This window comes from Mesorhizobium sp. M0983 (assembly GCF_040318975.1).
Classification (GTDB): domain Bacteria; phylum Pseudomonadota; class Alphaproteobacteria; order Rhizobiales; family Rhizobiaceae; genus Mesorhizobium.
Genome location: NZ_JAMYNH010000009.1, coordinates 237,593 through 260,290 on the forward strand (window position 1 = coordinate 237,593; position 22,698 = coordinate 260,290).

The following is a 22,698-nucleotide window of genomic DNA, read 5'->3' on the forward strand; positions in this document are numbered from 1 at the left end:
CAAGAAACCGGCGGCACTATCAGGATTCTGGAGAAGAATTCACCCGATAGGCACGAGGCGTCATGCCCCTGAGACGCCGGAACGTCGTGGTGAAGTGGCTCTGGCTTGAAAAGCCGAGCCGAAAGGCAATGGTACTGATCGACAAACCCGTTTCGCGCAACAGTGCCTCCGCTCGCCGCACCCGTTCCTCGATTACATAGGCATAGGGGGCAAGACCGGTCGTCGCCTTGAAGCGCCGCGCAAAACTGTCGACGGCCAAGTCGGCGACAGCTGCAAGCTCGCTTAGCGAAATGTCGGAATTCATACGTGCATCGATATAATCCCGAACTCGACCAAGTGCTCGGCGGCTGAGACAGCCGTGACGTACGAGCGGCTGTTGCTCGCGGCTCAGGTTGGCCACGCGGAGGCTGACGAGGGCCACCAGATGCTCGACATAGGCAGTGTCCGGCTTGTGACCGAGGGCCATCTCGTCGCGAAGCGAACTCAGCAGCGTGGCGACGACCGCGTCCTTCTTGTTTACCAGTATCGGCAGGTTCCTCAGGCGTTCGCATCCGGGAAGCCCGATATCGGGATCGATCCACAGGGCTGAATAGGAGAGGTTTACATCGCGATAGAAGCCCTGTCGCTCCGCGCCTGCCGGGACGAAGGTGAGGGCTCCGGGACGATCCATTCCGTCGTAGAGGGATCTTGCCTCGTGCCGGATAGACGTATGGGACGTGCCGCCTTCTTCGGTCAGCACGATCAGATGATGAGGGGCTGTCCAGCGGAGCTCCGCCTCCCGGCACGCCCACCGCCGGTTGTCGAAAACGATCGAGGAGCTGACCCATGACGCGGTTTGCAGGGGCTCCGACTTTTCCTCCTGGCTCCGAACCCGTCCGTCACCAAGCAGCGGTCTGAATGACATCGCGGCATCCCGCTGGTTCACTCGCCGAGCCGTGGTCAGCCCCGGCTTGAGCGTTGCGCCGCCCCGCCGCTACGCATACGACCGTCCATCTGGGACAGGCAACGGACGTTTTTAACCGCGCCGTGTTCAAGAAATCGTGAGATCAGGCAAAATCCAGCGCGCCTCCTGGCACTCCAAAGCGGATCATCCGCGCTCGGGAAACATCGCCTTCAGGCCTTCGCGCGAGGCCGTGGCGACGCCGCGTTCGGTGATCAAGCCGGTGACCAGCCGCGCCGGCGTCACGTCGAAGGCGGGGTTGGCCGCCGGCGTGGCTTCCGGCGACACGCGGACCTGGGCAATCTCGCCGGAAGCGGTCTTGCCCCAGACCAGCGAGACCTCGTCGGGCGAACGCTGCTCGATCGGGATTTCGGCCAACCCGTCGCCCACCGTCCAGTCGATCGTCGGCGACGGCAGCGCGACATAGAACGGCACGTCGTTGTCGGCGGCGGCCAGTGCCTTGAGATAGGTACCGATCTTGTTGCAGACATCGCCGTCGGCGGTGGTCCTGTCGGTGCCGACGACGACCATGTCGACCTGGCCGCGCTGCATCAGATGGCCGCCGGCATTGTCGACGATCAGCGTGTGCGGCACGCCGTGGCCGGCCATCTCCCAGGCGGTCAATTGGGCGCCCTGGTTGCGCGGTCGCGTTTCGTCGACATAGACGTGGACTGGAATGCCGGCTTCCGTCGCCAGATAGATCGGCGCGGTGGCGGTGCCGTAGTCGACGGTGGCCAGCCAGCCGGCGTTGCAGTGGGTCAGGATATTGACCGGTTCGCCCAGCTGCTTGCGCGCCGCGATCGTCTTGATGATTTCGAGCCCATGGGCGCCGATGGCGCGGTTGAGGCCGACATCCTCGTCGGCGATCTTGCCGGCACGCCGATAGGCGGCTGCGGCACGTTCTGCCAGGGGAAGCGCCAACAGGAAGCGCTGCATTTCATTCAGCGCCCACCGCAAATTGATCGCCGTCGGGCGCGTTTCGTGCAGGGTTGCCCAGACGGCGTCGAGCGCCGCATCCGACGGATCGTCGGCCATCTGCATGGCGACGCCATAGGCGGCGGTGACGCCGATCAGCGGCGCCCCGCGCACCCACATGTCGCGGATTGCCGTGGCGATGCCGGCGACGGTATCGATCTTTTCGATGCGGAAATCATGCGGCAGCCAGCGCTGGTCAATGATCTCCACGGAACGCCCGTCGTCACTCGGCCAGATGGTGCGGTAGTGGCGGTCACCGACGTTCAAATCCTGCTCTCCCGTTCGATCAGCGCGGCCAACTGGTTGACCTCGTCGATGCTGTGGATCTGGCGCCGGTTGACGGCGAGGTGACGGCCGAATTTCAGCGCCTTTGCCTCACATCTGGCGCGCAGATCCTGATCGGCAATGGTCTCGAAATCGGCATTGTGGGCAAGTCCGAGAATTCGCCGGTGAACCTCGACGCCGGCAAAGCCGAGCAGATCGGTCCAGATCGAATGCAGCATGTGGTCGAGCGCCTGCTCGGCGCCAAGACTGTCGCCCTGATCCTCGAACAGGCTCTTCTGGTAGAGTATGCCGGTGCGCTCGGTTCGCCACAGATGCGAGAACTCGGCGCGGAATACCGACCATGTCTCGACCGTGACGTCGAGCAGATAGGCGCGCATGGCGTCGCGCTTGCCATTCTGCTCATGGCCGCGCTGCGAGAAGAACGCCATCCAGAAATTGGCGAGCAGCATGCCAACATCGAAGGCGATCGGACCGTAGAAGGCGAATTCGGGGTCGATCATCCGCGTTTCGGTGTCGGTGACCATGATCGAGCCGGAATGCAGGTCGCCATGCAGCAGCGTCTCGGCATTGGCGGCGAAGAGGTGCTTCATCCGCTGCGCCTCGACCTTGAGGTCGCGGTCGGCGCGCAGCTCGGCGACAATGCCATCGAGCTGCGGGCTGGTGTGCCGGTTCATCTTGGCATCGAAATACGGGTCCGAGAAAACCAGGTTCTCGGTGATGTCGCAGAGTTCGACATTGTCGGCGAACAGCGCCAGATCGGCCTTGCGGTCCTTGGTCGCCATATGCAGGTCGGAGCCGCGAAACAGCGTGCGGGCCATGAACAGGCCGATGTCTTTCGCGATGTTGGGCAGTTGCCGGCCCTCGATCAGCGCCCGCCGCAGGATAATGTGCGGCGACAGATATTCCATGATGATCAGCGCCTGGCCTTCGTCGAAGTAATAGATATCAGGCACGGAATCCGGCGCCCGCGCCTGTTGCCGCGTCAGCGCATGATATTCGAAGAAGGAGCGCTTCAACGGCAGTGGCCAGCTGTCGCCGACCAGCCGGACGTAGGGCAGGGCTTGCTTGACGACGGCCGCACCCTCAGCACCCTCGACAATGAACACCAGGTTCAGATTGCCGTCGCCGACTTCACGGATCTTCCAGCGGCTCGTATCCTTGCCGATCTGCGAACACAGAGCCCCGTTGGCACGGAGACGGCCCGCCAGTGTCTCGACCGACAGTGCTTCGAACGGCGATTTCCCAGTCATCCTCACCTCCCGCTTATGTGCTCCGATGATAGCGGAGCCATGGCGGTCGGGCCAAGCTAGGAAGCCCGCTAGCAATTGTCAATCGTGTTGACAATTGCCGATATAGCCCATAGCGTCACGGTCAGGGAGGAACGAATGGGCAATGATGCCGTGTTCCGCGTCGACGGCCTGAGGAAATCCTTTGGCCATATCGAGGTGCTTGGCGGCGTCTCGCTCGAATTGCATGCCGGCGAAGTCACCGTGCTGATGGGTGCCAACGGCGCCGGCAAATCCACCCTCGTCAAGATCATCAGCGGCGTCTACGACCATGGCGGCGGCTCGATGTCGCTTGTCGGTCAGGACTTTGCGCCGAAAACGCCGGCCGAGGCGATCTGCGCCGGCGTCGTCACCGTCCACCAGAACATCAATGACGGCGTCGTCGCCGACCTCGACGTCGCAACCAACCTCACGCTCGACAGGCTGAGCGGCAGCGGCGTGCCGACGCTGTTCAATCCAGGCCGGGTGCGCCGTGAGGCCAAGGCGGTTGCCGACCGCATGGGGCTGGCCATCGACCTCAAGGCCCGCATCAGCCATCTCTCGCTGGCCGATCGTCAGATGGTGGCGATCGCCCGCGCCATGGCGCACCGGCCGAAAGTGCTGATCCTCGACGAGCCGACCTCCTCGCTGTCCAGTGCCGAAGCCGACCGGCTGTTCGCATTGCTCGACCGGCTTCGCCAGCAAGGCGTAGCCATTCTCTACATTTCGCACCGTATGTCTGACATCAGACGGCTTGCCGACCGCATCATTTCGATGCGCGATGGGGTCATCTCAGGCATCTTCGACAGGAAGCCGCTGGATTTTGAAGGTGCGGTCAACGCCATGCTCGGCCGCAAGATCCAACTCGAGCGGATCGTCGCCAGGAATTCGGCCAAATCAATTTTTATTGCCGACGGCTTGCGGATTGCCGAAGGCGCCAGGCCGATTTCGCTGACGCTCGGCGACGGCGAGGTCGTCGCCATCACCGGCCTCGTCGGCGTCGGCAAGACCGCGCTCGCCGAGACGCTGTTCGGCTTGCGCCAGCCGCTGTCCGGGACCATGGTGCTGAACGGGAAACCCTATGCTCCGGCGTCGACGGGCGAAGCGATTGCCGCCGGCGTGTTTCTCGTCGCCAAGGACCGGGGCGAAAACGGCATCGTCGGCGACTTCAACATCCAGGAAAATATCAGCCTGCCGTTCCACAGGCGAATGTCGCGTCTCGGCGTCCTCAAGCGCCGCATCGAACGCGCCATTGCCCGCCAGCAGATCCAGGAGTTGGGCATCGTCTGCCGCTCGGAGAAGGACGAGATGTCGTCGCTTTCCGGCGGCAATCAGCAGAAGGTGATGGTCGCCCGCTGGATATCGCAGACCGCAAGGCTTTTCATCCTCGACGAGCCATTTCAGGGCGTCGACATTTCGGCCAGGCGCGATATCGCCGCCAAGCTGCGGGCCAGCGCCAGCGGCCGCGCGACGCTGCTGTTCGTCACCGAACTCGACGAGGCCCTGGAGACGGCCGATCGCATTCTGGTGATGTCGGAGCAGACGATCGTCGGCGAGCACCGCAACACCGATGTCGATCTCGAGCGGCTGCTGGCCGAAGTGGCGGGCGGGCCGTTGCACAGCGCAGCCTGACGGCAGGAAGACGATGAGAATTGGAATGGAGAGGGCATGAGTTCAGGTTGGGTAAAGACAGTGCCAGCGTGCGGGAGCGCTGAATGATCCTGCGCGACCGTGCCATCCGGTATGGCTTCATCGTCCTGTTGTTCGGTCTGATCGCCTATTTCGCCATTGCCGCCGATGGCTTCGTGTCGCCGCAAAGCGCCGTCTTCATCTTCCAGTCGGTCGCCATCACCGGGGTTCTGGCGCTCGGCGTCACCGCCACGCTGGTCGTCGGCGGCTTCGACTTGTCGATCGGCTCGGTCGCCACCAGCGCCATGATGGCGGCTGCCTACGTCATGGTGGTGCTGGAGCAGAATGCCGTCGTGGCGGTCGTCGCCTGTCTTGTGATCGGCGCCGTTGTCGGCCTCATCAATGGCTGGCTGATCGTCTATATGCGGGTGCCGGACCTTTTGGCGACGCTCGGCATGATGTTCCTGCTCGTCGGCCTGCAGCGCATCCCTACCGAGGGCCGTTCGATCGCCACCGGCATGACCATGCCCGACGGCTCGGTCGCCAACGGCAGCTTCGGCGCCGCGTTCCTGGCGCTTGGCCGCCATCGCTTCGATTTCTTCATCCCGAACCTCATTCCGGTGTCGGTCGTCGTCCTGCTCGTGCTGGCGGTGCTGATCTGGTTCTTTCTCGAATACACCCGTTTCGGCCGCATGATGTACGCCGTCGGCAGCAACGAGCGCGCTGCCGAACTCGCCGGCGCGCCTGTCAAGGCATACAAAATCTGGGCCTACGTTATTTCTGGGGTTTTTGCCTCGATCGGCGGCATTTTGCTCGCCGCCCGGCTTGGACGCGGCGACATCGCCTCGGGTAATAATCTGTTGCTCGACGCGGTGGCTGCGGCACTCATCGGTTACGCGGTTCTCGGCGCCGCCAAACCGAACGCCTTCGGCACGGCCGTCGGCGCGGTGTTTGTCGGCGTGCTGCTGCAGGGCCTGACGATGATGAACGCGCCTTACTACACGCAGGATTTCGTCAAGGGCGTGGTTCTCGTGGTCGCCCTTGTCTTCACCTTCGCCCTGTCCGGCAGGGGCAGGAGATAGGGTTCGACCGGGTCACATTTTGGGTTCAACAAGTGGAGGAAACGACGTGAACGTCACAAGAAGACTTTTGGGGAAAGCAGCGCTCGGGCTTGCCGGCGCAACATTGCTGATGCAGTTGCCGGCAATTGCGCAGGACAGGCCGGCGCCGTTCGACAAGCCGGGTGCCGTCAAGATCGCGCTGGTCCGCTATCTCTCGACCGGCGACTTCTTCCAGGCCTATCTCTCCGGCGTTGAGGCGCAGGCCAAGGCGCTCGGCGTCGACCTGCGCGTGCTCGACAGCCGTCAGGACGCGGCGCTTCAGGCGGACATGGTCGACCAGGCCATCGCGCTCGGCGTCCAGGGCATCATCATCCAGCACGGATTGACGGAATCGATGAAGGACGCCGCCCAGCGTGCCGTCGATGCCGGCATCAAGGTCGTCGCCTTCGACGTCAATGTCGAAAACCCCAAGATCCCGCAGATCGAACAGTCCGACCGCGACCTCGCGCGCCTGGCGCTCGAACAGGCGGTCAAAGACAATGGCGAGAGCTGGAAGGCCGGCTATGTCTATGTCGCCGGCATCGCCCCGCTCGATCGCCGCAACGAGACCTGGGTCGAATTCAAGAAGAAATATTCGGGCATCAACGAAGCCGCCATGTTCGGCACGCTCGACAATCCGATCGCCAATTCGGTTGCCAACCAGGCTCGCTCGGTGTTGTCGGCTCATCCCGACATCAAGGTGATGTTCGCGCCCTATGACGAATTCGCCAAGGGCGTAAAGATCGCCGTCGACGAGGCCGGGCTGAACAAGGATATCAAGATCTATTCGGCCGACATCTCGACCTCCGACATCGCCGCGATGCGCGAGCCCGACAGCGCCTGGGCGGCAACCGCCGCCACCAACCCGGCCGTCGTCGGCCAGGTCTCGGTGCGTGCGCTGGCGCAGCTCTTGGCCGGCGAAGATCCCGGCCACAACGTCATCGTGCCACCGACGCTGATCACCCAGAAGGACCTGCTCGACAAGGACATCAAGAACATGGAAGACCTCTCGGCCAAGCTGCCGCAGTTCGCCCATGCCGATGTCGCCATGCCGGCCTGGATGCCGAACCCGAACGCGAAGTAACTTTCGGCACGAGCAAAACAATAGCCGCCTGCAGCAGCTTGCTGCAGGCGGCTTTTTTGTCGAAGATGTCTGGCGCGCCGGACTGCCGAATTTCAATTGTCGCAGTCTCCGATTTGCAGGCCGATTGGACGGTTGAACCCAGGATTCGACGGGTACATGGAGGCGCATGCGGTAAGAGAGGAAAGTCCGACCGGTGTCGTCGCCGGAACATTTTTCCGACGCTCGCAGGCCACCACGGGCGTTGTGGTGTTGGGTGGATCGAGTGGTCGTGTTGATGTCGGGCGCGCGCGGCTTTTTACAGATGCCGGTACGTCGGCCTTGGCGTTGCAGTGGTTTGGCGGCGAGGGCCAGATTCCGGGAATATGTGAAATTCCCCTGGAAACGTTCTTTGCAGCAACAGACTATCTCATTGAAACAGGGTGCCGTCGCATCGTTTATGTCGGCACATCCAAAGGTGCCGAGGCCTCATTGCTTGCCGCGGTCCATGACCAGCGAATCAACGCGGTGGTCGCGATCAGCCCGTCATCGGTAGTTTGGGGGAATATCGGTGCGGGCCGGGATGGTGCCAGTTGGCCTGAACGATCCTCATGGTCGCTCAACGGTATCGCGCTGCCGTTTGTGCCGGCAGATCCAGATTGGACACGAGAGTATGTGGATGGCCTGGTATCTTACAGGGGGCTTTTCGAATGCTGTTTGAAAACCTTCAAGAGCGAATCGAATGCGGCGACCATCCCCGTTGAGACCATATCGGCCGAGCTTCTGCTTGTCGCCGGTGGCAACGATGCGCTGTGGCCTTCCCTATCGTTCGCCCGAGATATTATTAGGCGGCGCGGCGAAGCAGGTAAGGTCACTCATCTCATTTCGTCGCCGGATGCGGGACACCGCATTCTGTTGCCAGGCGAGAGCACACCACGCTCGACATTGCACGCACATGGAGGCAATGACGAGGCCGATTCAAAGCTGGGCAGAAAGGCTTGGGAAGGCATCCGAGGCCTGCTGTAGTAGCAGTTCGAGAATGCCTTCCATGGCCGTGTCGCAAAATTCCGAGTTGCGTGCCTGTCTCGGCCGGTTCCGCCTACCGCAGCGCCGCCGCGATGTTGCCGCCGTCGACCGTCGTCACATCGGCTGTGGTCCGATCGGCCAGCGCTTGATGCAGAAAGGCCTGGGCGACGTCTTCGGCCGTCACTTCCTGCCCGAGCAGGTTGCCGGACATGTACTCCTTCTCCGATACGCCGCGCGCGCCCGAGCGGCTGGCGATCATGGCGTCGGTCAACAGCCCCGAACGGATGCGGTCGGCGTTGACGGCATTGGAGCGGATGCCTTGCGCGCCGTAGTCGAGCGCATATTGCCTGGACATGAACAGCGTTGCCGCCTTCGGGATGCCGTAAGCGCCGAACTTCGGTCCCGGATTGATCGCCTGCTTGGAGGTATTGAACAACAGCACGCCGCCGGTGCCCTGTTCGAGCATGATGCGCACGGCATTCTGCGCCGCCGACTGGTGGGCGAAGAAATTGAGTTCGAAACTTTTGCGCAAAGTGGCGTCGTCGAGCTCGCCGATCCGGCCCTCCCAGGCTGCGCCCGCATTGGAGACGAGAATGTCGAGGCCGCCGAAGACGGCGACGGCTTTGTCGAACGCAGCGCGCATCTGCTCCGGATCGGTGATGTCGGCGCCAATGCCGATCGAACCGTTACCGGCTTTTTTGGCGGCCTCGGCAGCTCTTGACCCGTCGACATCGACGACCACCGCATGGGCACCGTTGTCGGCGAATAGCTTTGCCGTGGCAGCACCGATCGCGCCGGCGCCGCCGGTGACCAGTACCACCTGGCCGGTCAGCGGCTTCGGCTTGTTGGCGGCGAGTTTGGCCTGTTCCAGCGACCAGTATTCGAGCGGGAACAGATCGGCTTTGGAGAGCGGGCGGAAATCGCCGACGGCTTCGGCGCCGCGTACCGCCTCGATCCACATTTCGCCGACGTCGGAGGCGATCTTCGCGTCCTTGAGCGTGCGGCCGTGGCCGAACATGCCGAGGCCGGGCACCAGCGTCAGCCGTGGCATCGTGTCGAGCATGGTGCGCTTCACGTCGTCGAGCGCATCGTTGGTTTCGAAATAGGCGCGATAGTCCTTGGCGAATTTTTCGACATGCTGGCGGATGACGGATTTGTAGTCGCCGACATTGTCCGCGTCGGGCGCCGGCAGTGCCATCGGTCCGGTCTTGATGCGGATCGACAGGTCGGGCGTCGACACGCCGCGTCCGGCATAGTCGGCAATTCTAGCCGAATTGATGAAATCGACGATCGCATCCGAGGTGCGGAAATCGCTGACCATGCGGTCGAAGCGGCCTTCGCCGCGTGCCACCGCCACCGCGCCGCGCAGCATCGGCGCAATGTCCGCGGGCTTGGCCAATCTGGCCGGCAAGGCCGCTTTTTCGGTGCGCGGCTTGCCGTGGCTGGCGATGAAATCCTCGGCGACGTTCACATAATGGATCATCCGGTCATAGGCCTGCCTGGCATCGTCCCCGAAGGTGAAAATGCCGTGCTTGTCGAGGATCAGGCCTTCGACCGTCGGGTCGGCGTCGAAAACATCGGCGGCAGCCTTCGCCAGATCGAAGCCCGGCATGATGTAAGGCACGAACCCCATTTTCTCGCCGAACACTTTTCTGCTCAGCGCCTCGCTGTCCTCCTGGTCGACGATGGCCAGGATTGCGGTCGAATGCGTGTGGTCAACGAATTTGTGCGGCAGGAAGGCGTGCAGCAGCGTCTCGACCGAAGGGTTGGGCGAGGACGGATCGATCAGGTTCGCCCGCTGCAGCGCGACCATGTCCTCGTCGGAGAGCTTCTTGAGCGACCGCGCCTTCAACAGCGCGCCGAGCTTGACCGCCGGCAGGCCCTGCGGCTCGATGACGCCCATGTCCCAGCCGCTGCCCTTGACGCAGAGCACGTCCCATTCGTCGCCGACAAGATCGGTGGCCTTGGTCTTGCACGAGGTGTTGCCGCCGCCATGCAGGACGAGCCGCGGCTCGCCGCCCAGCAGCCTGGTCGTATAGACGCGCAGCGCCAGGTCGCGGGCCACACCCTTCTTTGCATAGTCGGCGACCAGCTTCTCCGCGTCGCCGTCATTCCACAGGTTCTTCATGTCAGCTTCGTCCGATTTCTCTTTTGTTGTGAACAGGAATGCCGCGACGCCCTGATGACAATGCGTCGGCGACTGAAACTAGGTATCAGGCGACCTTGTCTGCTACTGCTCCGGCATGGTCGAGCAGCCGTCGCGCCATGCGCGCGCCGACGACGAGATGGGTGCAGAGCCCGCCGGCGATCGCCGCGACGAGCGGTTCGAACTTGCTCTCTTCCTGCACCACCACAAGGCGCTTTTCGATCTGGCGCAGCGATGACAGCTCTGCCGAAATCAGCCGGCGGTTGTAGCTGCAGTCGAGCGCCTGGCCTTCGGTATCGATGATCTGCCCGGCAATGACGCCGGCTGCACCCGCCTTGCGCAATGCAGCCATTTCGCTTGGCGTCAGCGCGCCGCATTTGACCAGATGGCTGTCGGTATCCACCGAGCCAACCGAGTATAGCGCCAGGTCGCAGTCACCGATACCCGACAACTGCTCGCGGATCACCGGTTCGGCGCGCAGGCCGCGTGCCAGTTCTTCCGTCGTCAGCACCAGCGGCGCGTAAAAATTCAGCCCCTTGGCATTGAGCCGGCGCGCGATTTCCATGGTGCATTGGTCCGGCCGGTACGAATAGGGTGCTCCCAGATTGCCGCAGAGCTGCACCACCGTCACGTCCTGCAGGTCGGCATAGGACATGATGTCGGCGATCGTGTAGATGGTCCGCCCCCAGGCGACGCCGATACGGTCGCCCTTCCTGACCAACTCAAGAAAGACGCTTGCCGCCAGCACCGCGATGTCGGTCGACGGATCGGCGACATAGCCGTTTTCCGGCGCGATCCAGACCGCGTCGAGCTTAAGCGCGTCTTCCAGCTTGCGTGCCAGCACGTCGTCGGTGAAAAGCTGGGTCGAGGTGGAGATGTTGACGATGCCGGTCTCGCGCGCCTTGCGCAGATACATGGCCACCGAGGCACGGGAAATCTTGAGTTGGCTGGCCACCTGGTCCTGGCGCAGGCCGTGTGCATAGTAAAGCCAGGCGGCCTTGTGGATAAGCTGTTCTGCCGGTCGGATCGCCATACCATCTCCTCGCTGACATTAGTCACGGCTCTCGACAAAAGTCAAATTGGGAGGAAGGCATAGATGCCCTTGCGCTCGCCGAATCTAGACCATTCTTGTGCCAAGCGCGGTCTATGATGGCATCGTTGGTGGTGACGGGCCGGAAGCCGGTAGCTAAAGTTCTCGACGAACACATTGCGGAGGACGGGATGGGCAATCCCTATGAACAGGACCTCGACCGGAACCCGGCCAACCACCAGCCGCTGACGCCGCTGACCTATTTTGAACGGGCGGCAAAAACCTTTCCCGACCAGACCGCCATCATCCATGGCCGCCAGCGCACGACCTATCGCGATTTCTGGAAGCGCTCGCTGAGGCTTGCCTCGGCGCTGGCGAAGCGCGGCATCGGCAGGGGCGACACCGTTACCGTCATGCTGTCCAACACGCCGCCGATGCTGGAAGCGCATTTCGGCGTGCCGATGACCAAGGCGGTGCTGCATTCGCTCAACACCCGCCTCGACGCCGCGGTCATTGCCTTCCAGCTCGACCATGCCGAAACCAAGGTGCTGATCGTCGACCGCGAATTCGCCGGCGTGGTTCGACAAGCGCTGACGCTGGCCAAGGTCAAGCCGCTGGTGATCGACTACGACGATCCCGATTACGCCGCCGACGCGCCCTATGCCAAGGGCCTGCGGATCGGCACGCTCGACTACGAGGCGTTTGTCGCCGGCGGCGACGAGGATTTCGCCTGGTCGATGCCGGACGACGAATGGGACGCCATATCGCTCAACTACACCTCCGGCACCACAGGCAATCCGAAGGGCGTCGTCTGCCACCATCGGGGCGCGGCACTGATGGCCTATGCCAACACCATCCATGCCGGGATGGGCAAACACCCGGTCTATCTGTGGACGTTGCCGATGTTCCACTGCAACGGCTGGTGCTTTCCCTGGACGCTTGCCGTACAGGCCGGCACCCATGTCTGCCTGCGCTGGGTGCGGCCGAAGCCGATCTATGACGCCATCGCCGATCACGGCGTCACCCATCTCTGCGGTGCGCCGATCGTCATGTCGGTGCTGATCAACGCCAGGGACGAGGACAAGCGGCAGTTTCCGCAGACCGTCACCTTCAACACCGCCGCGGCGCCGCCGCCTGAGGCGGTGCTGTCGGGCATGGCCGATGCGGGTTTTGCCGTCACCCATCTCTACGGCCTGACCGAAACCTACGGCCCGGCCGTCGTCAACGAATGGCATGGCGAGTGGGACCGGCTTGCGAAGGGGGCGAGGGCGGCGAAGAAGGCCAGGCAAGGCGTGCGCTATGCCGCGCTCGAAGGTCTGACCGTGATGGACCCGCAGACGATGCAAGAGATGCCGGCCGACGGTGAGACGATCGGCGAGGTGATGTTCCGCGGCAACATCGTCATGAAAGGCTATCTCAAGAACCGCAAGGCGAGCGACGAGGCCTTTGCCGGCGGCTGGTTCCATTCGGGCGACCTCGGCGTCATGCATCCGGACGGCTACATCCAACTCAAGGACCGTTCCAAGGACATCATCATCTCCGGCGGCGAGAATATTTCCTCGATCGAGGTCGAGGAGGCGCTCTACAAGCACCCCGCCGTTGCTTCCTGTGGCGTTGTCGCCCGATCCGACGACAAATGGGGCGAGGTGCCGGTCGCCTATGTCGAGCTGAAGCCGGGCAAGGCGGCAACCGAGGCCGAAATCATCGAGCACTGCCGCGCGCTGCTCGCCCGCTTCAAGGTGCCGAAAGCGGTGATCTTTGCAGAAATCCCCAAGACTTCGACGGGCAAGATCCAGAAGTTCCGGCTGCGGGAGATGGCGAAGCAGCCTTAGCGCCTGACCCGAAAACGGAACCGATTTCGGGAGGCATCATTTCAAAATCCTGTGCGTTCAAAAAGACGCGCGGTGTTGCAGGCGTGCCCGGCGGGAACCACATGCGCTTCATGGGCCAACTCCGTCCAGAGATGTCCCCATCTGTCATCAGTGGCGTCAGCTGGCCGAAATCATGTCTTGACAGGTGATGGTTTTCAATTTACGAGTGACGAAATTCTAAATTCGTCAGTCGTAAATTTTGGCCAACGAGATGCTTGAAACCTTAGACACCACCGCCGATTCCGCCCGCCAGGAAAATGTCACGCGCATCCTGGATTGCGCGGAGCGATTGTTCCGCCACTACGGCTACGGCAAGACCAACGTCGCCGACATAGCGCGCGAACTTGGCATGTCGACCGCCAACATCTATCGCTTCTTCGCCTCCAAGGTGGAAATTCACCAGGCGGTTTGCGGCCGTATGCTCGCCACCTGCTACCGGTTGACCTACGAAGCCTGCCATGGTCCCGGCACCGCCAGCGAGAAGCTCCGCCGCTATGTGCATACGCACTATCAGTGGACGCTCGAGACCATGATCGACCAGGAGAAAGTGCACGAGATGGTCATCGTCGCCATCGAACGCGATTGGCATGTCATCGAAAAGCACATCGACAGCATCCACGAATTGGTCGCGGAAGTGATCCGCGAGGGCATCGCCACCGGCGAGTTCGTCGATCAGGATCCGGTGATCGCGTCCAGGTGTTTCGGCGCTGCTATTATCAGCCTCTGTCATCCGCAGATGATGGCCCAATGCCTCGCCAAGAAGAACCGGGCGACGCCGGACGAGCTTACCGAGTTTGCCATCAGAGCCTTGAAGAAATGACCGTTGCCGCCCGTCGGGCGGTGATGTCGGCAATTCATCCCCACAGTTCGGGAGTACGAAAAGTGTCTTTGTCCAAGTCCATCACCTACAGGCTACCGGCCGCCGGCCTGGCACTGATTGTCGTTGCCGCTCTCGGCCTCGCCGGCTGCTCGCAGGAGAAAGCCGAGGTCAAGGAGATCATCCGCCCGGTCAAGGTGGTCGAGATCGCCAAGGCGAGCGATACCCGTCAGCTCTCCTATTCCGGATCGGTGCGCGCCCGCACCGAGATGAATCTCGGCTTTCGCATCAACGGCAAGATCACCGAGCGCCTTGTCGACATCGGTGACCGCGTCAAGCCCGGCGACGTTCTCGCCCGCATCGATCCCACCGACTACGAGCTTTCGGTGAGAAGCGCTCAGGCCAGCCTCGATGCCGCCGACCGTCAGGTCGAGACAGTCGAGCTTACGCGCAAGCGCGCCGAACAGCTCTACGCCAAGAATTTCGCACCGAAGTCGCAGCTCGAGCAGGCGACGCTCAGTTACAATCAGGCGGTCGCCACGCGCGACTCCGCCCGCTCGCAGCTTGCCCAGGCACAGAACCAGGTCCGCTATACCGATCTCAAGGCGGACAAGAATGGCATCGTCACCGCCGTTGCTGCCGATGTCGGCCAGGTGGTCGGCTCAGGCACGCCGGTGGTGACCGTTGCCATCGACGGCGAGAAGGAAGTCCTGATCGCTGTTCCCGAAACCGATATCGCCGAGTTCAAGCCGGGCAAGACCGTCAAGGCGGGTTTCTGGTCCGATGAGGCGCTGACGCTCGAAGGCAAGGTCCGCGAAGTCGCCGGCAGCGCCGATCCGCAGTCGCGCACCTTTGCCGTTCGCGTCAGCCTGCCCAACGATCCGAACGTGCTGCTTGGCATGACGGCCTCCATCGAAGCCGCGGCGGGCAACCGGCAGCAGCTGGTGTCGATCCCGCTGAGCGCATTGGCACAAAAGGACAGCCAATCGATCGTCTGGACCGTCGACCGCAGTGGCGGTACCGTTCATGCGCATCCGGTCAAGGTCGCCGCCTTCACGCCTGACGGCGTCAGTGTCGTCGACGGGCTGAAGCCGGGCGATGTGGTCGTCGCTGCCGGCACGCAGTTCATGACCGAGAATCTGAAAGTCAAGCTTACCGGTGATGCAGCACAACAGTCGGCCTCGGCCGATGATGACGCCGCAAGGCGCTTGCGCTGACGGCCAGGCAATTCACGGTTTCCGGGCGGCAGGCGCCCCCGATTTTCGAGATCTCAGGTCGATGTAACCCCCACATCGATCCTCGTGTCCCACCGCGATGTAGATCTCTCAACTCGGAAAGCCTCGCCGCTCGGAAGCCCACATCGGAAGTTCCTTGGGCATGCGAAAGCGCGTGCTCTGTTGATCAAATTGAAACGGACTGACGCCGATGACCACCGACACCACTGAAAAGCGGTCTTTCAATCTTTCGCGCTGGGCAATCGGCCATCCGAGCATTGCCCGCTTCCTGTTCGGGCTTATCATCGTCGCCGGTGCGCTCGGCCTGATGCGCATGGGCCAGAAGGAAGATCCCGATTTCACCTTCCGCGTCATGGTCGTCCAGGCGATCTGGCCGGGCTCCTCGATCAAGGAGATGGAGGACCAGGTCGTCAACAAGATCGAGCGCAAGTTGCAGGAAACGCCGCATCTCGATTTCGTCCGCTCCTACACCCGCGCCGGCAGCGCCATCATCACCTTGCAGGTCAAGGGCGACACCAGTCCCGCGCAGGTCGCGGATGCGTTCTATCAGGTGCGCAAGAAGGTCGGCGATATCTCGAATGAACTGCCGCAGGGCTTGCTCGGGCCCTACTTCAACGACGAATTCGGCGACACATTCATCACCCTGCATTCGATCAGCGGCGATGGCTACAGCTATCCCGAGCTGAAGAAATTCGCCATCCAGGCACGCGACATGCTGCTGACGACGCCCGGCGTCGAGAAAGCCGTGATCATCGGCGACCAGCCGGAAAAGCTCTACATCGACGTTTCATCCAAGGTGCTTGCCGAACGCGGCCTGACGCTGACCGACCTGCAGAATGCGATCAGGGGCCAGAACAATGTCGACCCGGCAGGTTCGGTCGACACCGGCCAGCGTTCGGTGCGCATCTCGGTCGAAGGCGACGTGGCCAGGGCGGCCGACATTCGCGAGCTTCGGCTGCGGGCCGGCAACCAGGTGACGCGCCTCGGCGACATCGCCACCGTGACCTCCGGCCTCGAGGACCCTTATCAGCGCAAATACCGCTTCAACGGCCATGACAGCGTCCAGCTCGGCGTCGTCATGGCCAAGGGCTTCAACGTCACCGACGTCGGCAAGGACGTCGAAGCGACCTACAAGCGCTTCGAGGAGGCGCTGCCCTATGGCGTGTCGGTGGACCAGGTCTCCGACCAGCCGGAAGTCGTCAAGGATGCGGTGGCCGAGTTCATGGAAGCGCTCGGTGAAGCGCTGCTGATCGTGCTTGTCGTCTCGTTCCTGTCGATCGGCTGGCGTTCGGGTCTGGTGATCGCGATCGTCATTCCGCTGGTCCTGGCCGCCACCTTCGCCATCATGTACGAGCTCGGCATCGACCTGCAGCGCATCTCGCTCGGCGCGCTGATCATCGCCCTTGGCCTCTTGGTCGACGACGCGATGATCGTCGTCGAAATGATGGAGCGAAAGCTCGAGGAAGGCTTGGTCAAGGTCGAGGCGGCGAGCTTCGCCTATTCCTCGACCGCCTTCCCGATGCTGACCGGCACGCTGATCACCACGGCCGGCTTCATCCCCGTCGGTTTCGCCGCCTCGACGGCTGGCGAATATGTGCGCACCCTGTTCTACGTCGTCGGTATCGCGCTGGTCGTGTCCTGGTTCGCGGCGGTCTATTTCACGCCATGGCTCGGCCACATGATCCTGAAGCAGCGCAAGCACGCCGGCAGCCATCACGATGTCTTCGACACGGGCTTCTACCGTCGCCTTCGCTCGACCGTGACCTGGGCCGTGCGCCATCGCATCATCGTGCTGGTGATGACGATGATGACCTTTGCCACCAGCCTGTGGGCGTTCCAGTTCATCCCGCAGAATTTCTTCCCGCAATCGTCGCGCCCGGAAATCCTTGTCGACCTCTGGCTACCGGAAGGCACCAGCATCAAGGAAGTCGAGACACAGGCCAAGGCGCTCGAAGCCAGGATGATGGACGACAAGGACAAGCGCTTCATCGCCACCTATATCGGCGAAGGCGCGCCGCGTTTCTTCCTGCCGCTCGACCAGCAGCTTCGCAATCCGAATTTCGCCCAGCTTCTGGTGATGGCCAATGACGAACCGGCCCGCGAGCGGCTGATTGTCAAGCTGCGCACCATCCTGGCCGAGGATTTCCCGTCGATCCGCGCCAAGGTCGACCGCCTGTTCCTTGGTCCGCCGACCGGCTGGCCGGTGCAGATGCGCGTCATGGGTCCGGATCGCCAGGAGGTGCGCCGCATCGCCGACGAGGTGAAGGCGAAGTTCCAGGCAAATCCGCTGCTCGGCGCCATCCACGACGACTGGCTGGAGCCGGTGCCGGCGATGAAGCTGGTGATCGACCAGGATCGCGCCCGTGCGCTCGGCGTCACCTCGCAGCGCATCCGCCAGATGCTGCAGGCGACCATGTCGGGAGCGCCGCTCGATGACTTCCGCGACGGCGAGGAGACGGTTTCGATCGTCGCCCGCGAACCGGAGGCAAGCCGTCACCTGCTGTCGGCGGTCGATTCCGTCTATATCCCGACGGATTTCGGTGGCTCCGTGCCGCTGTCGCAGGTCGCCAAGATTGTCCCGGTGCTGGAGCAAGGCGTCGAATGGCGGCGCGACCGCTTGCCGACCATCAGCGTACGCGCCACGCTGCCGGATGGCGTGCAGCCGAACGATGTCGCCATGAAAATGTATGGCGAGATGTCGGGCCTGCGCGCCGGCCTCGCACCCGGCTACAAGATCGAGATCCAGGGCGGCGCCGAGGATGCGGCCGAAAGCCAGGCCTCGATTGCGGCGAAAGCTCCAGTCATGCTGGCGGTCATCGTCGTGCTGCTGATGATCCAGCTGCAGCATTTCGGGAAGGCGATGCTGGTGCTGGCGACCGGTCCGCTCGGCATCATCGGTGCGGCGGCGGCACTTTTGATCAGCGGTGCGCCGTTCGGCTTCGTCGCCATCCTCGGTGTTATCGCCCTGCTCGGCATCATCATGCGAAACTCGATCATCCTGGTCGATCAGATCGACCAGGACATCGCCGCCGGCGTGGAGCGCTCCGAGGCCATCATCGGCTCGGCCGTTCGCCGGTTCCGGCCGATCGTGCTGACGGCGCTGACGGCGGTGCTGGCGCTGATCCCGATCTCGCGCGGCGTCTTCTGGGGGCCGCTCGCCTATGCCATGATGGGCGGCATCCTGGTCGCCACGGTGCTGACCATCCTTGTCCTGCCGGCAGCCTACGCGCTGTTCTTCGGCCGGGAGCCCAAGAAGGTGGTGGAGCAGCCGGCCGAGACGGAAGAAAAGAACGAAAGGCCGCAACTGGCCCTGGCGGCCGAATAGAGCTGTTGGCAAATGTGACCTCCGGCGGTTTAATCCGCCCACCAGGCGTAGGTGCCGGAGGAGGACCGTCATGACCATAGCTCAGGCACCGCTGCGGCTGCCGATCGACGGACGCCATCGCCAGATGTTCATCAGCGGTGGCTGGGTCGATGCCCGCTCCGGCCGGACCATGGAGACCCGCAATCCTGCCACCGGCGCGGTCATCGCCACGGTGCCGCGCGGAGACCGCCTCGACATCGACTTGGCGGTGACTGCCGCCCGCAAGGCGTTCGAGGGACCGTGGAGCCGGCTCAAACCTTACGAGCGGCAGGTACTGCTGCTGAGGATCGCCGATCTCTTCGAAAAGAACTGGGAAGAGATCAGCCTCTCCGACACCACCGACATGGGTATGCCGATCGTGCGCACCCGCGCCAATCGCAACCGCGTCATCGGCATGCTGCGCTATTATGCCGGCATGGCGACGGCGCTGCACGGCGAGACGATCGAGAACTCGCTGCCCGGCGAAATCGTCTCCTTCACCCGCAAGGAGGCGGTCGGCGTCGTCGGCGCCATCATTCCCTGGAACGCGCCGACCGCCGCGTCGATCTGGAAAATCGGCCCGGCGCTGGCGACCGGCTGTACCATCGTGCTGAAACCATCGGAAGAGGCGCCGCTGACGCCACTGCTGATCGCCGACATCATGAACGAGGCCGGCGTCCCGGAAGGCGTCGTCAACATCGTCACCGGCACCGGCACCGAGGCGGGCGCCGCACTCGCCGAGCACATGGGCGTCGACAAAATCGTCTTCACCGGCTCGACGGCGACCGGCCAGTCGATCGTGCGCGCCTCGGCCGGCAACCTCAAGCGCGTCTCGCTGGAGCTTGGCGGCAAGTCGCCGGTCATCGTCTGCGCCGATGCCGATCTCGACAAAGCGGTGCCGGTGGCCGCGATGTCGGTGTTCGCCAATTCCGGCCAGATCTGCATCGCCGGTTCGCGCCTTTTCGTCGAACGCGCGGTCCATGACGAGTTCATCGAGCGTCTCGCGGCATACGCCAAGGGTCTCAGGGTCGGCGACGGCATCGACCCGGCGACCGAGATCGGCCCGCTCGTCTCCGAAAAGCAGTTGCAACGGGTCACCGGTTACCTCGAGGCCGGTACTGCAGAAGGGGCGAAACTCGTCACCGGAGGCACCCGGCTTGTGGAAGGCGCGCTTGCCGCCGGCAATTTCGTCGCGCCGACTGTCTTTGCCGGCGTCTCGGACGATATGAAGATCGCGCGCGAGGAGATCTTCGGGCCGGTGATTTCAGCCTTGCCGTTCGATACGCTGGACGAGGCGGTCGAGCGGGCCAACAACACGCCTTACGGCCTGGCTGCAGGGGTCTTCACCCAAAATCTCGCCACCGCCCACCGGCTGTCGCAAAAGATCCGCGCCGGCTCGGTCTGGGTCAACACCTATCACGCCATCGATCCGGCCGTGCCCTTCGGCGGCTACAAGATGAGCGGCTACGGCCGCGAGGGCGGCGCCGAACACCTTGACGAATATCTCAACACCAAGGGCGTGTTCATCAAGATCGATTGAGCCAGAATAGGCCCAGAAACGAAAAACCCGCCTCAGCGGCGGGTCTCGGGGCGAATCAGCACCATGGCGGGATTAGTAGCATAGCTGCCGGCACAAAGCAAGAACAAAATGCAAGCGATCGAGCGCGCATCGCGCGCCCAATCCGTAGAACGGTTCATCGTTTCACGGAAACGCCGAACCGCTCTATTTTTTGTTTTGAGGCAATTCCGGCCGGAAAACCGTTCACACCTTTTCCTGGAATTGCTCTCAAGGCAAGCCTCAGATGACGAACAGCCAGTTGGCGAGCAGCATCACCGCGACGCCGGCGATCAGCGTCAGGTAGGGCAGCATGCCCGCCTTTCGCACTGCGAGGTCGGACGAGTTCATGCCGAGATCGGCCAGCATGTGGTCGGGGAACTTGCCTTTGTCCTGGATGTAGTGCCGGAAGCAGAACACCGGGATGATCAAGGCGGCCGTGATCAGCCCGGCCCACAATGCCATCGGGTTCCAGACCTTGGCGCCGGCGCCCATGAAGACCGCGTTGACATAGGCAAAGATAGCGCCGAGGCCGAGCAGCCAGCTCGGCGCCTTCCATGGCCGCGCAATGTGGCCATTGTCGATGCGGTGGATCCAGCCGGCATTGAGGTTGAGGAAGTTGAAGATGATGTAGCCGCAATTCGACACGGCGAGGATGAAGAAGAAGCTCGTCGCGTCGGCCGAAGCGATGGCCAGCACAATCAGGTTGAAGATCAAGTCGGTCCACATCGCCCGCGTCGGCGCACCGTGCTCGTTGACGTGGCTGAGGTAGCGCGGCAGCCAGCCGTCGACCGAACCCTGGTAGAGCGTGCGCGAAGAGCCGGCCATCGCCGTCATGATGCAGAGCACCAGCGCCAGGATCATCAGCATGACCAGCAGGCTGTGGATCAGCTGTCCGCCGCCGACCATGCCAGCCAGCGCATCGGCAACGCCGGAGCCGTCGACGATCGGCGTCGCCAGCATGCCGTTCAAGCCGAGCACGCCCTGGAAGGTGAACGGCACCAGGATGAACAGCAGCATGCACAGAAGGCCGGAATAGAAGATCGCCTTGAAGGTATCGGTGCCCGGGTTCTTGAACTCGGAGGTGTAGCAGACGGCGGTCTCGAAACCGTAGGTCGACCATGCCGCGATGAACATGCCGCCGAGAACGAGCGTCCAGCCTGCGATGTTCCACGCGCCGGGCTCCGGCGCGTAGGCTGCCGCGAGCGGGACCAGCGGCGAAAAGTTTGCCCAGTCGATCTGGCCGGTGACGATCGGCACCACGCCGACGATCAGCATCGGGATGATGACGAGCAGGCCGATATATTTCTGCACGTTGGCGGTGCCAAGGATGCCGCGATGCTGGATGGAGAAGATGATCAGCATCAGCACCGCGCCGATGAAGAAGGTGGCATTGAAGGTGAAGGAAACCGGGCCAAGCGTATGACCGTAAAGCGTCCAGTTGCGGATCGCCGGCGTCGCCGCAGTGGTGACCGCGGTGATGGCGTCGGCGGCGCTGGTTCCGGCATGGGCCGCGATATAGGCGGCGACTTCCGGCGAAGTGTCGGTGAACAGCGGCACCGGCGCCAGCGCATTGAGGATATAGGCGGCGGCGATCGAGCAGCCGAGCGACAGCACCGGCGACCAGGCGAACCAGTTGCACCACACCGAAAGCGGCGCGATGAATTTCGAATAGCGCAGCCACGCGGTGGCGCCATAGATCGAGGCGCCGCCGGACTTGTTCGGGAACAGGCCGGCGATTTCCGCATAGGTGAAGGATTGCAGGAAGCCCATGATCATGGATGCGGTCCAGATCATGAAGGCCAGCGTTCCGGTGGTGCCGGCAATGCCGCCGATCGAAAACAGGACAAGGGCCGGAACGCCGCTTGCCACCCAAAAGGCGCCGCGCCAATCGATGTTCCGGTGCAGCTGCCCTTCGGCAGGCGGCACCAAGGTGGTGACTATCGTGCTCATTTACGTGGATTCCCCATTTTTGATGTTCCCTATCGGCAACAGCCGCAATCTCGCGAGGCGTCATCGACGCTCACGTTGAACTGCCCAGGCGTTTTCCGCTCAGTAGTATTTTATTCTTGGCAGTGAAGATTGACCCAACGCGCTTTCACGTCAAGCGGTTTGTGACGCTGTGCACATTGCGCTTGTGAAACAGTCGAGCTTCGTTGGCGCTGCCAACGGGTGCGGTCTTTCCTTCTCCCCTTGTGGGAGAAGGTGGCCGAGCGTAGCTCGGTCGGATGAGGGGTGTTCCAGCTTGGCAAAACCGCACTTCGTCCAGCGCCCCTCAACCGTCTTGGCGCTGCGCGCCAATCCACCTTCTCCCACAAGGGGCCTGTTGCGTAATTCGCTGATTGTGATTCTCTGAGGTGGACGGTCTGAGGGAATCGCGATGGCAGTGAAGCAGACGGGCCAGTTGAGCTTGGCGGAGGC

The 22,698-nt window shown here is 62.8% G+C and carries 15 protein-coding genes; 9 read left to right on the forward strand and 6 right to left on the reverse strand.

The genetic code is table 11. The features are described from left to right. Positions 1-19 precede the first annotated feature (19 nt). The 3 genes from NKH71_RS18905 to mtnK form a co-directional block, all read right to left on the reverse strand. Positions 20-904, reverse strand: coding sequence for a helix-turn-helix domain-containing protein (locus NKH71_RS18905; protein ID WP_352482884.1), 885 nt, complete (start codon positions 902-904; stop codon positions 20-22). A gap of 183 nt (positions 905-1,087) precedes the next feature. Next, positions 1,088-2,182 carry an S-methyl-5-thioribose-1-phosphate isomerase gene (gene mtnA / locus NKH71_RS18910; protein WP_352856051.1) on the reverse strand — a complete coding sequence of 365 codons (1,095 nt, stop codon included), beginning with the start codon at positions 2,180-2,182 and terminating at the stop codon, positions 1,088-1,090. Then, positions 2,179-3,450, reverse strand: a complete 1,272-nt coding sequence (mtnK, locus tag NKH71_RS18915; RefSeq protein ID WP_352884687.1) for an S-methyl-5-thioribose kinase — start codon at positions 3,448-3,450, stop codon at positions 2,179-2,181. The genes mtnA and mtnK overlap by 4 nt, the downstream gene beginning before the upstream one ends. A 135-nt stretch (positions 3,451-3,585) precedes the next feature. On the opposite strand from mtnK, the gene NKH71_RS18920 reads away from it, so the two are divergent. From NKH71_RS18920 to NKH71_RS18935, 4 genes are all read left to right on the forward strand, one after another. Further along, the gene (locus NKH71_RS18920; RefSeq protein ID WP_352895259.1) at positions 3,586-5,097 is read left to right on the forward strand and encodes a sugar ABC transporter ATP-binding protein; all 1,512 of its coding nucleotides are present in this window, start codon (positions 3,586-3,588) and stop codon (positions 5,095-5,097) included. An 83-nt stretch (positions 5,098-5,180) separates the two neighbouring features. After that, positions 5,181-6,176, forward strand: coding sequence for an ABC transporter permease (locus tag NKH71_RS18925; protein ID WP_023716746.1), 996 nt, complete (start codon positions 5,181-5,183; stop codon positions 6,174-6,176). 46 nt (positions 6,177-6,222) lie between these two features. Further along, positions 6,223-7,278: a substrate-binding domain-containing protein gene (locus NKH71_RS18930; protein ID WP_352895260.1), complete on the forward strand. Its 1,056-nt coding sequence runs from the start codon at positions 6,223-6,225 to the stop codon at positions 7,276-7,278. A gap of 156 nt (positions 7,279-7,434) precedes the next feature. Beyond that, on the forward strand, positions 7,435-8,280 hold the full coding sequence (locus NKH71_RS18935) for an acyl-CoA thioester hydrolase/BAAT C-terminal domain-containing protein (RefSeq protein WP_352547520.1): 846 nt from the start codon (positions 7,435-7,437) through the stop codon (positions 8,278-8,280). 73 nt (positions 8,281-8,353) lie between these two features. On the opposite strand, the gene NKH71_RS18940 is transcribed toward NKH71_RS18935, so the two are convergent. Then, positions 8,354-10,408, reverse strand: a complete 2,055-nt coding sequence (locus tag NKH71_RS18940) for a bifunctional aldolase/short-chain dehydrogenase (RefSeq protein WP_352482688.1) — start codon at positions 10,406-10,408, stop codon at positions 8,354-8,356. Positions 10,409-10,493: 85 nt separating this feature from the next. Continuing rightward, on the reverse strand, positions 10,494-11,459 hold the full coding sequence (locus NKH71_RS18945; protein WP_352895261.1) for a sugar-binding transcriptional regulator: 966 nt from the start codon (positions 11,457-11,459) through the stop codon (positions 10,494-10,496). Between the two features lie 188 nt (positions 11,460-11,647). Here NKH71_RS18945 and NKH71_RS18950 point away from each other — a divergent pair, with 188 nt between their 5' ends. The 5 genes from NKH71_RS18950 to NKH71_RS18970 all read left to right on the forward strand — a co-directional run bounded on the left by NKH71_RS18950 (position 11,648) and on the right by NKH71_RS18970 (position 20,262). After that, on the forward strand, positions 11,648-13,288 hold the full coding sequence (locus NKH71_RS18950) for an acyl-CoA synthetase (protein ID WP_352895262.1): 1,641 nt from the start codon (positions 11,648-11,650) through the stop codon (positions 13,286-13,288). 250 nt (positions 13,289-13,538) lie between these two features. Next, positions 13,539-14,147: a TetR/AcrR family transcriptional regulator gene (locus NKH71_RS18955; protein WP_023716752.1), complete on the forward strand. Its 609-nt coding sequence runs from the start codon at positions 13,539-13,541 to the stop codon at positions 14,145-14,147. 62 nt (positions 14,148-14,209) lie between these two features. Continuing rightward, positions 14,210-15,361: an efflux RND transporter periplasmic adaptor subunit gene (locus tag NKH71_RS18960; protein WP_352895263.1), complete on the forward strand. Its 1,152-nt coding sequence runs from the start codon at positions 14,210-14,212 to the stop codon at positions 15,359-15,361. 208 nt (positions 15,362-15,569) lie between these two features. Further along, the gene (locus NKH71_RS18965; RefSeq protein WP_023716754.1) at positions 15,570-18,704 is read left to right on the forward strand and encodes an efflux RND transporter permease subunit; all 3,135 of its coding nucleotides are present in this window, start codon (positions 15,570-15,572) and stop codon (positions 18,702-18,704) included. A 70-nt stretch (positions 18,705-18,774) separates the two neighbouring features. Next, positions 18,775-20,262 (forward strand): aldehyde dehydrogenase family protein, encoded by a 1,488-nt coding sequence (locus tag NKH71_RS18970; protein ID WP_352895264.1) that lies wholly within the window; start codon positions 18,775-18,777, stop codon positions 20,260-20,262. 258 nt (positions 20,263-20,520) lie between these two features. Here the strand turns inward: NKH71_RS18970 and NKH71_RS18975 are convergent, their stop codons facing one another. Beyond that, on the reverse strand, positions 20,521-22,230 hold the full coding sequence (locus tag NKH71_RS18975) for a trimethylamine N-oxide permease (RefSeq protein ID WP_352482684.1): 1,710 nt from the start codon (positions 22,228-22,230) through the stop codon (positions 20,521-20,523). Between the last annotated feature and the right edge of the window lie 468 nt (positions 22,231-22,698).

What these genes read in the sequence shown, in the direction of transcription:
- NKH71_RS18905 (WP_352482884.1), bottom strand. Translation starts at nt 904, where the DNA reads ATGTCATTCAGACCGCTGCTTGGTGACGGACGGGTTCGGAGCCAGGAG.
- mtnK (WP_352884687.1), bottom strand. Translation starts at nt 3,450, where the DNA reads ATGACTGGGAAATCGCCGTTCGAAGCACTGTCGGTCGAGACACTGGCG.
- NKH71_RS18920 (WP_352895259.1), top strand. Translation starts at nt 3,586, where the DNA reads ATGGGCAATGATGCCGTGTTCCGCGTCGACGGCCTGAGGAAATCCTTT.
- NKH71_RS18925 (WP_023716746.1), top strand. Translation starts at nt 5,181, where the DNA reads ATGATCCTGCGCGACCGTGCCATCCGGTATGGCTTCATCGTCCTGTTG.
- NKH71_RS18935 (WP_352547520.1), top strand. Translation starts at nt 7,435, where the DNA reads ATGGAGGCGCATGCGGTAAGAGAGGAAAGTCCGACCGGTGTCGTCGCC.
- NKH71_RS18940 (WP_352482688.1), bottom strand. Translation starts at nt 10,408, where the DNA reads ATGAAGAACCTGTGGAATGACGGCGACGCGGAGAAGCTGGTCGCCGAC.
- NKH71_RS18945 (WP_352895261.1), bottom strand. Translation starts at nt 11,459, where the DNA reads ATGGCGATCCGACCGGCAGAACAGCTTATCCACAAGGCCGCCTGGCTT.
- NKH71_RS18950 (WP_352895262.1), top strand. Translation starts at nt 11,648, where the DNA reads ATGGGCAATCCCTATGAACAGGACCTCGACCGGAACCCGGCCAACCAC.
- NKH71_RS18955 (WP_023716752.1), top strand. Translation starts at nt 13,539, where the DNA reads ATGCTTGAAACCTTAGACACCACCGCCGATTCCGCCCGCCAGGAAAAT.
- NKH71_RS18965 (WP_023716754.1), top strand. Translation starts at nt 15,570, where the DNA reads ATGACCACCGACACCACTGAAAAGCGGTCTTTCAATCTTTCGCGCTGG.
- NKH71_RS18970 (WP_352895264.1), top strand. Translation starts at nt 18,775, where the DNA reads ATGACCATAGCTCAGGCACCGCTGCGGCTGCCGATCGACGGACGCCAT.
- NKH71_RS18975 (WP_352482684.1), bottom strand. Translation starts at nt 22,230, where the DNA reads ATGAGCACGATAGTCACCACCTTGGTGCCGCCTGCCGAAGGGCAGCTG.